This window comes from Cryobacterium sp. N19 (assembly GCF_002929595.1).
GTDB classification, from domain to species: Bacteria; Actinomycetota; Actinomycetes; order Actinomycetales; family Microbacteriaceae; genus Cryobacterium; species Cryobacterium flavum.
This window is the reverse complement of the sequence record NZ_PJJR01000053.1, coordinates 315515-329462: the sequence shown is the minus strand read 5'-3', so window position 1 is coordinate 329462 and position 13948 is coordinate 315515. Positions and strand designations below refer to the sequence as shown.

At 63.9% G+C, this 13948-nt stretch carries 14 protein-coding genes; 12 read left to right on the top strand and 2 right to left on the bottom strand.

Annotation, left to right across the window (positions count from 1 at the left end):
• Position 1 precedes the first annotated feature (1 nt).
• The 12 genes from CXY78_RS17345 (at position 2) to CXY78_RS17290 (ending at position 11913) form a co-directional block, all read left to right on the top strand.
• Positions 2-619, top strand: coding sequence for an HIT domain-containing protein (locus CXY78_RS17345; protein WP_369827338.1), 618 nt, complete (start codon positions 2-4; stop codon positions 617-619).
• Between the two features lie 102 nt (positions 620-721).
• Positions 722-1624, top strand: coding sequence for a pyridoxal 5'-phosphate synthase lyase subunit PdxS (gene pdxS / locus CXY78_RS17340; RefSeq protein WP_092340023.1), 903 nt, complete (start codon positions 722-724; stop codon positions 1622-1624).
• 26 nt (positions 1625-1650) lie between these two features.
• Positions 1651-2277 carry a pyridoxal 5'-phosphate synthase glutaminase subunit PdxT gene (pdxT, locus tag CXY78_RS17335; protein WP_104090409.1) on the top strand — a complete coding sequence of 209 codons (627 nt, stop codon included), beginning with the start codon at positions 1651-1653 and terminating at the stop codon, positions 2275-2277.
• A 74-nt stretch (positions 2278-2351) separates the two neighbouring features.
• Entirely contained in the window at positions 2352-2906 is a 555-nt protein-coding gene (locus CXY78_RS17330; RefSeq protein ID WP_092340025.1) for a DUF1697 domain-containing protein, read from the top strand.
• Positions 2907-2981: 75 nt separating this feature from the next.
• Complete coding sequence (locus CXY78_RS17325; RefSeq protein WP_092340026.1) at positions 2982-3746, top strand: YebC/PmpR family DNA-binding transcriptional regulator; 765 nt, start codon at positions 2982-2984, stop codon at positions 3744-3746.
• A 4-nt stretch (positions 3747-3750) separates the two neighbouring features.
• A complete protein-coding gene (gene ruvC / locus CXY78_RS17320) occupies positions 3751-4377 on the top strand; it encodes a crossover junction endodeoxyribonuclease RuvC (RefSeq protein ID WP_092340027.1) in 627 nt (208 codons plus the stop codon).
• Entirely contained in the window at positions 4374-5039 is a 666-nt protein-coding gene (gene ruvA / locus CXY78_RS17315; protein WP_092340028.1) for a Holliday junction branch migration protein RuvA, read from the top strand. The genes ruvC and ruvA overlap by 4 nt, the downstream gene beginning before the upstream one ends.
• Complete coding sequence (ruvB, locus tag CXY78_RS17310; protein WP_092340029.1) at positions 5036-6100, top strand: Holliday junction branch migration DNA helicase RuvB; 1065 nt, start codon at positions 5036-5038, stop codon at positions 6098-6100. Before ruvA ends, ruvB begins: the two co-directional genes overlap by 4 nt.
• 105 nt (positions 6101-6205) lie before the next feature.
• The gene (gene yajC / locus CXY78_RS17305; RefSeq protein ID WP_092340030.1) at positions 6206-6592 is read left to right on the top strand and encodes a preprotein translocase subunit YajC; all 387 of its coding nucleotides are present in this window, start codon (positions 6206-6208) and stop codon (positions 6590-6592) included.
• A gap of 149 nt (positions 6593-6741) precedes the next feature.
• Entirely contained in the window at positions 6742-8463 is a 1722-nt protein-coding gene (secD, locus tag CXY78_RS17300; protein ID WP_104090408.1) for a protein translocase subunit SecD, read from the top strand.
• Positions 8463-9476, top strand: coding sequence for a protein translocase subunit SecF (gene secF, locus CXY78_RS17295; RefSeq protein ID WP_104090407.1), 1014 nt, complete (start codon positions 8463-8465; stop codon positions 9474-9476). The genes secD and secF overlap by 1 nt, the downstream gene beginning before the upstream one ends.
• Positions 9477-9657: 181 nt before the next feature.
• Positions 9658-11913 carry a bifunctional (p)ppGpp synthetase/guanosine-3',5'-bis(diphosphate) 3'-pyrophosphohydrolase gene (locus tag CXY78_RS17290; protein ID WP_092340033.1) on the top strand — a complete coding sequence of 752 codons (2256 nt, stop codon included), beginning with the start codon at positions 9658-9660 and terminating at the stop codon, positions 11911-11913.
• Here the strand turns inward: CXY78_RS17290 and CXY78_RS17285 are convergent.
• Both CXY78_RS17285 and CXY78_RS17280 read right to left on the bottom strand, forming a co-directional pair.
• Positions 11910-12524, bottom strand: a complete 615-nt coding sequence (locus CXY78_RS17285) for a type IV toxin-antitoxin system AbiEi family antitoxin (RefSeq protein WP_104090404.1) — start codon at positions 12522-12524, stop codon at positions 11910-11912. The genes CXY78_RS17290 and CXY78_RS17285 overlap by 4 nt on opposite strands.
• A 117-nt stretch (positions 12525-12641) precedes the next feature.
• Positions 12642-13874, bottom strand: a complete 1233-nt coding sequence (locus CXY78_RS17280; RefSeq protein ID WP_092340035.1) for a DUF349 domain-containing protein — start codon at positions 13872-13874, stop codon at positions 12642-12644.
• Positions 13875-13948 lie beyond the last annotated feature (74 nt).

The following is a 13948-nucleotide window of genomic DNA, read 5'->3' as shown; positions in this document are numbered from 1 at the left end:
CGTGCCGGCCATTCCCGCAGATCGACTGCGCGGTTCCGACGCCGTCGACGCCGGCGCGGGGGAGACCGCTGCCGAGTTCGCCGGTGTTCCGGATGCCTTTCAACGGCTGTGGACGCCGCATCGGATGGTTTACATCCAGGATGGGCAGCAGCCGCACCCCGACGACTGCCCGTTCTGCATCGCGCCGACCCTGGACGATGAGAAGGCGCTGATCGTGGCGCGGGGTACCCACGCCTACGTGCTACTCAACCTTTTTCCGTATAACAGCGGCCACCTGCTGGTCTGTCCGTATCGGCACGTCGCCACCTACGACCAGGCCACGCCGGAGGAGATCGCCGAAATCGGCGAGTTCACCCAGATCGCCATGCGGGTGCTCACGCAGGTGTCGAACTGTGACGGCTTCAACATCGGTATGAATCAGGGACGTATCGCGGGGGCAGGCATCGCCGAGCACCTGCACCAGCACATCGTTCCGCGCTGGGCCCTAGACTCTAATTTTTTTCCGATCATCGCCGGTACCAAGGCCATCCCGCGCCTGCTCGGCGACGTGCGTCGGGAAATCGCCGAGGTCTGGCCCGTCGCCGGGGCGCCTACGGCTGCCGCCACAAGCACTCTCTAGCTTTTTCTCACGGCCGGGCGCGTGCTGGTGCGCCCCGGTCTTCGGCTCACACCCACCAGGCTCCGACCAGACCACCACCATGCAAGGAATAGGATCGTAGTTATGACTGAATCAACCTCTGCCGAGCAGTTCGGATCGAGCCGCGTCAAGCGTGGACTCGCCGAAATGCTCAAGGGCGGCGTCATCATGGACGTCGTCACCGCTGCCCAGGCTCGTATTGCTGAAGACGCCGGCGCTGTCGCCGTCATGGCTCTCGAACGCGTTCCCGCCGACATCCGCTCGCAGGGTGGCGTGGCCCGCATGAGCGACCCCGACCTGATCGACAGCATCATCGCCGAGGTCAACATTCCGGTCATGGCGAAGGCCCGCATCGGCCACTTCGTCGAAGCACAGATTCTCGAGGTGCTCGGCGTCGACTACATCGACGAGTCCGAAGTGCTTAGCCCGGCCGACTACATGAACCACATCGACAAGTGGAACTTCACCATTCCCTTCGTCTGTGGCGCTACCAACCTCGGTGAGGCGCTTCGCCGCATCAACGAGGGCGCGGCCATGATTCGATCCAAGGGCGAGGCCGGCACCGGCGACGTCTCCGAAGCCACCAAGCACATCCGCACGATCAACGGCGAGATCAAGCGCCTCACCTCGATGAGCCGTGACGAACTCTATGTCGCCGCCAAGGAACTCCAGGCTCCCTACGAGCTCGTCGCCGAGATCGCCACCACCGGCAAGCTGCCGGTGGTTCTGTTCACCGCCGGAGGCGTGGCCACCCCGGCCGACGCCGCAATGATGATGCAGCTCGGCGCTGACGGTGTGTTCGTTGGCTCCGGCGTCTTCAAGTCGGGCAACCCCGAACAGCGTGCCGCCGCCATCGTGAAGGCTGTCACCTTCTACGACGACGCCAAGGTCATCGCTGAGGTCTCCCGCGGCCTCGGTGAAGCCATGGTCGGTATCAACGTGTCGGACATCCCCGCACCGCACCGCCTCGCTACGCGCGGCTGGTAGCCAGACCGTTCGTGACGATTCTCTCGATGGGCACCCGACCGGCAGAGGCTGCTGTACCGGCAGGACTGCGGGTTGGGGTGCTCGCCCTGCAGGGCGATTTTCGTGAGCACGCGCAGGTACTGCGCGAGCTCGGCGCGAACGTCGCCCTGGTGCGCCGTCCGGAAGAATTGCTCCAGGTCGACGGTCTGGTCATTCCGGGCGGCGAATCGAGCGTCATGGACAAGCTCGCCCGTACCTTCGGCCTAGCCGAACCGCTCCGCGCAGCCATCCGCGGCGGGCTGCCCGTCTATGGAACCTGCGCGGGGCTGATCATGCTCGCCGACACGATTCTCGATGGCATGAACGGCCAGCAGAGCCTCGGCGGACTCGACATCGCCGTGCGCCGCAACGCCTTCGGTTCGCAGACCGCTTCCTTCGAGACCGACCTTGACATTGCAGCGCTCGGTGACAAACCGGTGCACGCGGTGTTCATTCGCGCCCCGGTGGTCGAAACCGTCGGCCCGCTGGCGACCGCCCTGGCCACCCTCGACGACGGCCGGTGCGTCGCCGTGGAACAGGGAAACCTGCTCGGCACGTCCTTTCACCCTGAGATCACCGGTGAATACCGTTTTCATCAGTATTTCCTGCAGAAACTGGTCGCCGCCGCCCGCTGATGCCAGGCCCAATTGTGCCGGGCGCGCGAGTGTGGCTAGGGTTCAGACATGACTCAGACACCCGGTGGTCAACGATGACCCGATATGTAGCACTGCTCCGTGGCATCAACGTCAACGGCATCACCATCGCCATGGCCAATCTTGCCGACACCTTTCACGACCTCGGTTACACCGACGTCAAAACCGTGCTGGCGAGCGGCAACGTCATCTTCAGCATCGACAGTCCGCTCGTCGACAAAGCGGATGCCGCGGCCCTCAAGGCGCGCATCGAAGCGGCCCTGACCGCCCGGTTCGAGTACGAGGCCTGGATCGTGCTGGTCGACGCCGAATCGCTCGACCGGATCGTGCGTGCCTTTCCCTTCACCGCCGATCATGACGGCTGGCATTCCTATGTCATGTTCTCCTCCGACCCCGGTCATCTCAGTGAACTGGCCGGTCACGCCAAGGAGCTCGAGCCGTCCGACGAACGCATCGAACTCGGCCACGGCGTGCTGTACTGGGAGGTTCGCAAGGCCGTGGGCATCAAGAGCGCCTTCAGCAAGAAGAGCGCCAAGCTCAAGTACCGTGACACGACGACCACCCGTAACCTGCACACGCTGCACAAGCTGCTGGAAGTCACTCCGGGATAGACTGATCCGGCACTAAGCGTGCACCGACTTCGCAGCGCTCACTTAATTTTGACGTAGCACAACAACGGGAGATGTATGTCCGGGCATTCCAAATGGGCCACTACCAAGCACCAGAAGGCGGTCACCGATTCCAGGCGGGCCAAGGCGTTCGCCAAGCTCATCAAGAACATCGAGGTCGCGGCCCGACTGGGCGGCGCTGACCTCTCGGGTAACCCCACGCTGGTTGACGCTATCCAGAAGGCCAAGAAGACCTCGGTCCCCAACGACAACATCGACCGCGCAGTCAAGCGCGGTGCCGGGCTGTCGGGCGAGCAGGTGGACTACACGACGATTATGTACGAGGGCTACGCCACGCACGGTGTCGCGATCATGATCGAGTGCCTCACCGACAACAAAAACCGTGCCGCAGCCGAGGTGCGCACAGCAATGGCCCGCAATGGCGGCGCCATGGCCGATCCGGGCAGTGTCGCCTACAACTTTCACCGCAAGGGCGTCGTTGTGGTCAAGCACCTGCCGACACTCACCGAAGACGACATCATGCTCGCCGTTCTCGATGCCGGCGCCGAAGAGGTCATCGACGAGGGGGACACCTTCGAGGTCCACTCCTCCGTTGGCGATCTCGTCGCCACCCGCACCGCGCTGCAGGCCGCCGGAATCGACTATGAGTCAGCTGACATCGCGTTCATTCCGTCGCTCAAGATTGAGGTCGACGCCGAAACCGCCCGCAAAGTGTTCCACCTGATCGACGCGATGGAAGACCTCGACGACGTGCAGAACGTGTACTCAAACTACGACCTGTCGGCCGAGGTTCAGGCCGCACTCGCAGCCGAGTCCGAGTAGTTCGATGGCGGTCAGGGTTCTCGGCATCGACCCGGGCCTCACCCGCTGCGGTGTGGGCGTGGTCGATGTCGAGGGCAACCGCTCCGCCCGTCTGGTCGATGTGACCGTGCTGCGGAGCGCCGCCGACCTTCCGCTGGAGCGGCGGCTGCTGTTGTTGTCCCAGGGTCTGGAAGAGATGCTCGACCGCCACCGGCCGCAGTTCATCGCCATTGAGCGGGTCTTCGCCCAGCACAACGTGCGCACCGTCATGGGCACAGCGCAGATCAGCGGGGTCGCCCTGCTGCTCGCCGCGCAGCGCGGTCTGCCGGTAACCCTGCACACTCCGAGCGAGGTGAAGGCCGCCATCACCGGTTACGGTGCCGCCGATAAGAAGCAGGTCGGCACCATGGTCGCCCGCATCCTCGGGCTGACCGAGATTCCCAAACCAGCTGACGCAGCGGATGCCCTCGCCCTCGCGATCTGCCACGCCTGGCGCACCGGAGCATCCGGTGGCACCCTGCCGACCGTCGCCTCGGTGAAAGCTGCCACGGTCACGACGGGCGCGCTGACGCCAGCGCAGAGGGCCTGGCGTGCCGCCGAACGTGGGTCGGTGCCAGCAGCGTCAGCGGTGCCCCGTAGTCTTAAGCGGTGATCTCTTCCGTACGTGGCCTTGTCCTTTCAGCTGTCGGCTCAACCGTCGTGATCGAGGTTGGGGGAGTCGGCCTCGGCATCCAGGTGACGCCGGCCACCGCACTCGGCCTGCGCATCAATGACGAAGCCCGGCTGGTGACCACCCTCATCGTGCGTGAAGATTCGCTCACTCTCTATGGCTTTCCCACTGCCGATGAGCTTGCGGTCTTCGAACTCCTCGTCGGTGTGACCGGTGTGGGTCCCAAGTCCGCCCTGGGCGTGCTCGCGGTGCTCAGCCCCAACCAGATCGCGCAGGCCGTCGCCGGCGACGACGACGGCGCCTTCCGCAAGGTCAGCGGCATTGGACCGAAAACCGCCAAACTCATCGTTCTCTCCCTGGCCGGCAAGCTCGCCGTCACCGCGGCGACGTCTCCAACCCGCCAGCCAAATGCCACCTCGGTTGCTGTCAGCGTGCAGGCCGCGCTGATCGGCCTCGGCTGGTCGGAGCGCGTCGCGGCCGAGGCCGTCGACGATACCCTCACCGAGTTGGCGGATGTCGCCGATGACGACGCTGCGCCGCCGGCGGTGGCCGCAGTGCTTCGGTTGGCCCTCGGCCGCCTGGGTCCGGCAGCGCACCACGCCACCGGGTCGGCGGCCGCGAGCAACGGAACGGGGCGCTCATGAGCACTGATCCCGCTGTCGAAAACTCCGCCATCAAACTGGTCAGCCCCTCGCTCGAAAGTGAGTCCGAGCTAGCCTTCGAGGGCGCTCTGCGCCCGGCGAGTCTGGCCGAATTCGTCGGCCAGAAAAAGGTACGTGGGCAGTTGCAGCTGCTGCTGACCGCCGCGACCATGCAGAATCGCACGCCAGACCACATCCTCCTGGCTGGCCCTCCCGGCCTCGGCAAAACCACCCTGGCCATGATCGTCGCTTACGAGGGCAACCGCCCGCTGCGCATGTCGAGTGGTCCGGCCATCCAGCACGCCGGCGATCTAGCGGCCGTGCTGTCGTCCTTGGTTCCCGGCGAGGTGCTGTTCATCGATGAAATCCACCGCATGGCACGCTCCGCCGAGGAGATGCTCTACCTCGCTATGGAAGACTTTCGCATCGACATCATGGTGGGAAAGGGTGCTGGCGCCACTTCCGTTCCACTCGACCTGGCCCCATTCACCCTGGTCGGTGCCACGACCCGGTCTGGCCTGCTGCCGAACCCTCTGCGGGACCGTTTCGGTTTCACCGCCCACCTCGAGTTCTACGCCGAGAGCGAGCTCGAACAGGTGTTGGCCCGGGCAGCGCAGCTCATCGAGCTGCCGATCAAGAAGGATGCCCTCGCCGAGATCGCCGGACGGTGCCGTGGCACACCGCGCATCGCGAACCGCCTGCTGCGCCGCGTGCGCGACTATGCGCTCGTGCACGGGGGAGCTGCCGACATCGCCGCGGTGCACGCAGCCCTCGAACTCTACGACGTCGACGCGATCGGCCTCGATCGGCTCGACCGGGAGGTCATGAAGATCATTTTGACTCGTTTTGGCGGCGGACCGGTGGGGCTCAATACCCTGGCCGTGTCGGTGGGGGAAGAGTCCGAAACTGTCGAAGCGGTCGTCGAGCCCTTCCTGGTGCGGATAGGCTTCCTCACGCGTACCCCGCGAGGGCGCGTTGCCACCAGCGCAGCGTGGCAACATTTTGGCCTCGTGCCGCCCCCGGGCTCGACTGCACAGGGCAGTACGACCCTTCTTGACCTATAATTCAATTTGGCCCGCCTGTCTAGAGGCATATTCTCTAGGCCTGCTGTCGGGTCTTCACTCACAGCTTCGGCCACCCGCGCCGCAATCGAAAGGTTTCACCGCTCTATGGATTCTTTGACTCTCGTCATGCTGGCCGTCCTGGCCGTACTCGTCTTCTTCATGTTCCGCAACGGCCGCAAGCGCAAGAGGGACCAGGAGGCCCTGCAGGCCACCATGGTTCCCGGCGCCGACGTCATGACCAACTTCGGCATGTACGGCACGATCATTGCCATCGATGAAGAAGCCAACAAGGTCGAGCTGCAGATCGCGCCCGGCGTCATCGTCGAGATCCACCGCCAGACCATCGCTCGCGTGGTTGAGCCGGTTGTCGCCGACGAACTCGACGACGAGAGCGTTCAGGCCATCGACTCGCTGAACGAGCCGGAATTCGGCCAGCGCGTTGCCGACCTTGACACCGACACGACCGACCAGCCCAAAAAGGGTGACGCGTAGTCGTTTTTCGGCAGGCATAGTTCGGTACGGCCTATTTCGTAGGGCATACTCGCTTGGCACGTTTATTTATTGCACGAAACGCACGTAATGCATCAAGCGGCGCGTCCACACAGTTTGGTGTGGGCGCCAACAGAAAGCTGAGTTCATAGGTGGCTAAGTCGTCTCCGGTCAAGAAGGCCTGGCGTTCCCTGACCTGGCTTGGCGTGATTATCGTCGGCCTCATCGCCCTCAACGCGTTCGGTGTATTCACCCAGAACGGATCGTGGACGCCGAAACTGGCCCTCGACCTCGAGGGCGGAACCCAGATCATCCTCGCCCCGCAGGTGGAGAGTGGCGCGACAGTCACCTCGGAGCAGCTCGACGAGGCCGTTGGGATCATTCGACAGCGCATCAACTCGTCTGGAGTGTCGGAAACAGAAGTCAACACTCAGGGCGGTCGAAACATCGTCGTCTCGATTCCAGGCACCCCCGATGATGCCACCCTGGAGCGCATCAAGTCCTCGGCGAAGCTCGAATTTCGGGCCGTACTCGTAGCCGGGCAGCCGTCCGGCCAGACCGTCGGGGCCGACGGCACCGCAACGCCGGCGCCGCAGGCGACGGTTGATCCGAGCCTGTCAACCACACCGGCCGTTGCACCGACCGACGCGAGCGACCTGAACTACGTCACCCCGGCTCTTCAGGCCGAGTACGACGCCTTCGATTGCAACAAGATCAACAGCACCAACGTGGCGCCCGCCGACCAGCCCCTGATCACCTGTGAGACCGACGGCTCGGTCAAATACATCCTCGGCCCGGTCGAGGTCGACGGTTCCACGATCTCGGACGCGACCAACGGCCAGCGCACCACTCAAAACGGCGCGACCACCGGCGAGTGGGCCGTCAACATCGTCTTCAACAGCTCGGGAACCTCGAAGTTTGCAGACGTGACGACCCGCCTGTTCAGCCTGACCGGTGTGCAGAACCAGTTCGCCATCGTGCTCGACGGCCACGTGATTTCGGCCCCGGCCACCCAGGGTGCCATCCTCGACGGCAAGCCTCAGATCACCGGGTCTTTCGATCAGGAAAGTTCCAAGGCCCTGGCTGACCAGCTCAAGTTCGGTGCACTCCCGATCAGCTTCACCGTGCAGAGCCAGGACACCATCTCGGCAACGCTCGGTTCGACCCAGCTGCTCAACGGCCTCATTGCCGGATTGATCGGTCTGATCCTCGTCGTCCTCTACTCACTCGCTCAGTACCGCCTGCTCGGTTTGGTCACCGTTGCGTCCCTCGGCGTGGCAGCGGTGATCACCTACCTGCTGATCACCATCCTGTCCTGGCGTGAAGGCTACCGTTTGTCACTGGCCGGCGTCGCCGGTTTGATCGTGGCCATCGGTATCACCGCCGACTCGTTCATCGTCTACTTCGAACGCGTCCGTGACGAGTTGCGTGATGGGCGCGGGCTGGAGTCCTCGGTCGAGGCCGGCTGGAAGCGAGCCTTCCGCACCATCGTCGCCTCCGACGTCGTCAACTTCCTCGCGGCCGCAGTGCTGTTCGTGCTCGCCGTCGGCAACGTACGCGGCTTCGCCCTCACCCTGGGCCTCACTACCATCGTCGACCTCCTCGTGGTCAGTCTGTTCACCCACCCGATGCTGCAACTGATCGCCCAGACCAAGTTCTTCAACGAGGGCCACAAACTCAGCGGCCTTGATCCGCGAGCCCTCGGTGCTGTCTATCGTGGTCGAGCGCGGTTTGAACCCTCGGCTTCCGTGCCGGCGACCAAGGTCTCCTCCTCGAGTAAAGAGGCGGCGAAACGACAAACCATCGCGGAGCGCAAGGCTTCCGAGCTCGTGGGTTCCAGCACTGATCGACCAACGGACGGGAAGGATTCCTGATGGCCAGCTTCTCGAAATTTGGAAATGACCTCTACACGGGCGCTCGTTCGCTGAACATCGTCGGGCGTCGCAAGCTGTGGTATCTGATCGCCGGCGGCATGATCCTCATCGCGATGGTCGGCCCGTTCCTGCTGCGCGGCGGCTTCGTTTTCGGCATCGAGTTCACCGGCGGCAGCGAGTTCGTCGTCTCGCAGATGAGCAGCCAGTCAGAGACCACCGCAGTGGATGCCGTTTCCAGCGTCGTTCCGAATGCCGTACCAAAGGTCTCCACCGTCGGCACCGATGGCGTTCGAGTACAGACCGACCAGCTGTCCGAAGGCGAGACGACCGGAGTGCGCGACGCATTGGCCACCGCCTACAACGTGCCCGTCAAGGAAGTCGCCACCTCCTTCATTGGCGCCACCTGGGGGCAGGACATCACCGGGCAGGCACTGCGTGCCCTGGTCGTGTTCCTCGTGCTCGCCGGCATCATCATGGCCATCTATTTCCGCACCTGGAAAATGTCCGTGGCGGCCATGGTCGCCCTGCTGCACGACCTGGTCATCACCGCGGGGTTCTACGGAATCACCGGTTTTGAAATCACACCCGCGGCCGTGATCGGATTCCTCACCATTTTGGGATATTCGCTCTACGACACCGTCGTGGTCTTCGACAAGATTCGCGAGAACACCAACTTCGACGGGTCCGGCTCGAGCCGGACCTTCTCCGAGTCGGTCAACCTCGCCGTGAACCAGACCCTCGTGCGCTCGATCAACACCTCCGTGGTCGCGGCTCTGCCCGTGGCATCCATTTTGTTTATCGGTGCGTTCGTCTTGGGCGCCGGCACGCTGCGCGACATCTCGCTCGCGCTGCTCATCGGAATTCTGGTCGGAACCTACTCGACCATCTTCATCGCATCACCGCTGTACGCCCAGCTGCGCAACAACGAGGACGCTATTCGCAAGCACGACAAGAAGGCCCTCGCTGCGCGCGCCAAGGCCTCGGCCCCGGCCGCGGCCAGCGTCACCGCCTAGTCAGCTCAGTTGGCACGACCGGAACGGCCAGTCCCTGCGGACTGGCCGTTTCTGCAGATGACTGGGTAGGCCCCGCACAGAGCGTTATGCCGGAGGCGTACGGACTGCGCCCGCAGAACCGGCATAATTGATGGAACGCAACCCCGCGTCTTTCGGTGGGCGTGACGCACGAGGTGAGACTATGACGGACACAACGACCCCCTCCCCGGCCTCGCTGCGCCGTCTGGTTCCTCGCATCTTCTCTCGGGCCCAGCCCGCCGGTGCTGTTGACCGCCTGATCAAGACGGTGCGGTTGAACCACCCGAAGGTCGACCTGTCGATCATCGAACGCGCGTATACCGCCGCCGAGCGAGCGCACGACGGACAGCTGCGTCGCAGCGGCGAGCCGTACATCACCCACCCAGTCGCCGTGGCGCAGATTCTGGCCGACCTGGGCATCGGTACCAAAACCATTGCGGCCGCCCTGCTGCACGACACCGTCGAAGACACCGATTACACCCTCGACGCCCTGCGGGCCGACTTCGGCGATGAAATCGCCATGCTCGTCGATGGTGTCACCAAGCTCGACAAGGTGAAGTACGGCGACTCGACCCAGGCCGAAACCGTGCGCAAGATGATCGTCGCGATGTCCAAGGACATTCGCGTCCTCATTATCAAACTTGCCGACCGGCTACACAACGCCCGCACCTGGGGCTTCGTTCCCAACGAATCCGCCGTGCGCAAGGCCACCGAGACCCTGGAGATCTACGCCCCTCTCGCGCACCGCCTGGGGATCCAGACGATCAAGTGGGAACTCGAGGACCTCTCCTTTGCGGTGCTGTACCCCAAGCTCTACGCCGAAATTGAAAGCCTGGTCAAGCAGCGTACTCCGCAGCGCGAAGAGTTCGTGCAACAGATCATCGACACCATCAACGACGATCTCAAATCGGCGCGCATTCGCGGCAAGGTTGCCGGTCGCCCCAAGCAGTACTACTCGATCTACCAGAAAATGGTCGTGCGCGGCCGCGATTTCGACGAGATCTACGACCTCGTCGGTATTCGCGTGCTTGTGAACTCGGTGCGGGACTGCTACGCGGTGCTGGGATCCATGCATGCCCGCTGGACGCCGCTGCCCGGCCGGTTCAAGGACTATATTGCCACCCCGAAGTTCAACCTGTACCAGTCCCTGCACACCACCGTGCTCGGGCCGAGCGGTCGCGCGGTAGAAATTCAGATTCGCACGACCGAAATGCACCAGCGTGCCGAATTCGGTGTCGCCGCGCACTGGAAGTACAAGGAGCAGGTCAACGGCAAGAGCGCTGGCGGCCCCGGCCCGCAGAGCGATACCGATATGGCTTGGCTCGCCCATATTTCTGACTGGCAGGCCGAAACGGCCGACCCAGGCGAGTTCCTGGACTCCCTGCGGTACGAGATCGGTGCCAAAGAGGTTTACGTCTTCACGCCGAAGGGCCGGGTCATTGGCCTCCCGTCCGGCGCGACCCCGGTCGACTTTGCCTATGCGGTGCACACCGAGGTGGGACACCGCACCATGGGAGCCAAGGTCAACGGCCGGTTGGTGCCGTTGGAGAGCGAGCTGATCACCGGTGACGTGGTCGAGGTGTTCACCTCGAAAAACCCCGACTCCGGCCCGAGCAAAGACTGGCTGAACTTCGTCAAGAGCCCCAGGGCCCGCAACAAGATTCGGCAATGGTTCACAAAGGAACGCCGCGACGAGGCCATCGAGCAGGGCCGGGACGCGATCGCCCGCGCCATGCGCAAGCAGAACCTTCCGCTGCAGAAGCTGATGAACCAGGACTCGTTCGCGGAGGTCGCGGCTCAGCTTAAGTACGAAGATGTGTCGGCGCTTTATGCTGCCGTCGGTGAAGGTCACGTTTCAACCCAGTCAGTGCTCGAGAAGGTCGTCTCTTCGGTACAGAGCATCGAAGACAACGACAGCAACGACTTTCCGGTCGCCGCGCGCGGACGGCCGCAGACCACCCGCAACGGAGATTCCGGAGTGCTGGTGCGCGGTGCACCGGACATTCTGGTCAAACTGGCCCGCTGCTGCACCCCGGTGCCCGGCGACAAAATCGTCGGATTCGTCACGCGCGGCGCAGGCGTCTCTGTGCATCAGGCCGCCTGCCACAATGTGCAGTCGTTGCTCAAAGAACCCGAGCGCATGATCGAGGTCGAGTGGGCGCCAACCTCGAAGAGTCTGTTCCTCGTGCACATCCAAATCGAAGCCCTTGACCGCTCCGGCCTGCTCTCCGACGTCACCCGGGTCTTGTCGGAGCACCACGTGAACATTCTTTCTGCCACCGTCAACACGTCGAGCGATCGCCTCGCGCTCAGCCGCTTCGTTTTTGAGATGGGGGACACCACCCACCTCGACCGCGTACTCAATGCCGTGCGTCGTATCGATGCCGTGTACGACGTGTACCGGGTTAGCGACGGCTAACCTGCGGTCCTGCGCGCGCAGCCCTGCTGGCGCAGCGCAAACAGTGGTGTGCTGACGGCCGTGAAGCGCGCGACAGCGAGAGCGCTGTGAGCGGGGCTGCCTCGCTTGCAGAGGCGGATGGCGGCCGACACGTCGGGGTACTGGCCGTAGTGCAGGAGGCGGGCCAGGAGGGCACTCAGCTCTGACGTGGTCGATGGTGACATCGCCGGCGGTGAAACCGCATAGCGGGCGAGATCGACGGCGGTGCGCAGGGGAGTGGTGACCCGCACCCCCGAGATGGTGTGCACGTCATCGGGCGTTCGCACAATTTCACGCACCGATGCCCGAGCCGACCACACGGTGGTGGCACGCGCGCCGATCAATACACAGAACTGGTGGCGCCGCGGCTCCGGCGTGACGCCGTAGATCCACGCGGCGGTGAGCTGCTCGGCGATGGCGCGGGGCGGGACCAGCTGGCCGGCGGCGATCGCGCGGGTATCGCATCCGTCTATTTCATCGATCACGCACCAGGAGTCCGCGATCTGAAAGACCTGGCCGTCGAGGCGGGCGGCGTAGAGCTCGGCCAGTGGCAGGTCGTTGAGGGTGAGCGGGCGCCCCGGTGGATTCGTCATGCCACCAGAGTGACGCTTAACCAGGTCCAGGCCCCCGAAGGAGCCTGGATCTGTGGAGAAGCTGGTTGCGTGCGCCGAGTGTGGATAACTAAGTGCCTGCGTGCAAGTGCCTGCCGGTTACTGGCCGATCGCCTTGAGCCAGGCCTTACGGGCCTCGAGCGCTTCGGTGGCGTCCTTGATGGCCCGGGCGTTCTGGCCCTCCTGCGCGGTAGCCAGCTCGGCCTCGAGCTTGGCGATCGCGTCGTTCAGCTGCCCGGCCAGACCCTCGGTGCGAGCCTTGGTCTCCGGGTTGTTGCGCTTCCAGTGATCGTCATCGAGCTTGCGCACGACTGCTTCCACCTTGCGCAGGCGATCCTCGATCGGCTTGACCTGATCCCGCGGGACCTTGCCGATGTCATCCCACTTGCGCTGGATCAAGGTGAGCGTGTCGCGAGCGGCGTTGCGGTCGGTGGTAGTGAGCAGGGTCTCGGCCTGCGTGAGCAATTCGAGTTTGACTACCAGGTTCGCCGAGAACTCCTCGTTGTCCTGGGCTTCAACTTCACTCTTAACGGAGTAGAGCACGTCGCCGGCAGCTTTGAACTTGGCCCACATGGCGTCGTCCTGCTTCTTGCCGCTGCGGCCAGCCTTCTTCCACTCATCGAGCAGGTTGCGATACGACGAAACCCCATCGGCACCCTGGGGGGCGAGGGCCTCAGCCTGTTCGATCAGGTGCTGCTTCTTGGTGCGCACGTCTTTGTGGGCGCTGTCGAGCTCGGCGAAGAACGCCTTACGGTTCTGCTCGATCGTGGTGCGTGCGGCCCGGAAGCGCTTCCACAGGTCGTTGGCCTCGCCCTTGGGAATGCGCGGGGCGTCGTGCTGGTGTGCCTGCCACTTGGCGAACAGGGCGTCGAGAGCGGCGCTGGTCTGCTTCCACTGCGTCTTGGCCGGATCTTCGGCGGCGAGACGCTCGGCCTCGGTCACGATCTCGGCCCGCTCAGCGACGGCGGCAGCGGATGCGGCCTTGGTCTCGATGCTCTGCTGCTCGGTGAGCTCACTGACAGCACCGCCGAGAGCGCCGAGGCGCTCGGCCAGGGCGGCGAGGTTTCCGACCGCGTTGGCATTGGCGACGGCAACTTTGAGGTTGGCGACCGACTTGGCGATGTCTGCGGCCGGAGCGCCACCCTTCGCACGTTGCTCGAGCAGGGTGACCTGCCCGTTGAGCTCAACGTACTTACGCTCGAAGTAGGCCAGGGCCTCTTCCGGAGTGGCATCCGGGTACTGACCGACGGCGCGTTCGCCGTCTGCCTCGCGCACGTAAACCGTGCCGGTTTCGTCTACGCGACCCCATGGTTGCTGATCTGTCGTAGTCAAGAGCCTCACCTTTGCTGAGTTGTTGTGTGTGGATCCGCGGGAGTGAAGAGTGCGGAACCTAAGAAATACCCTGA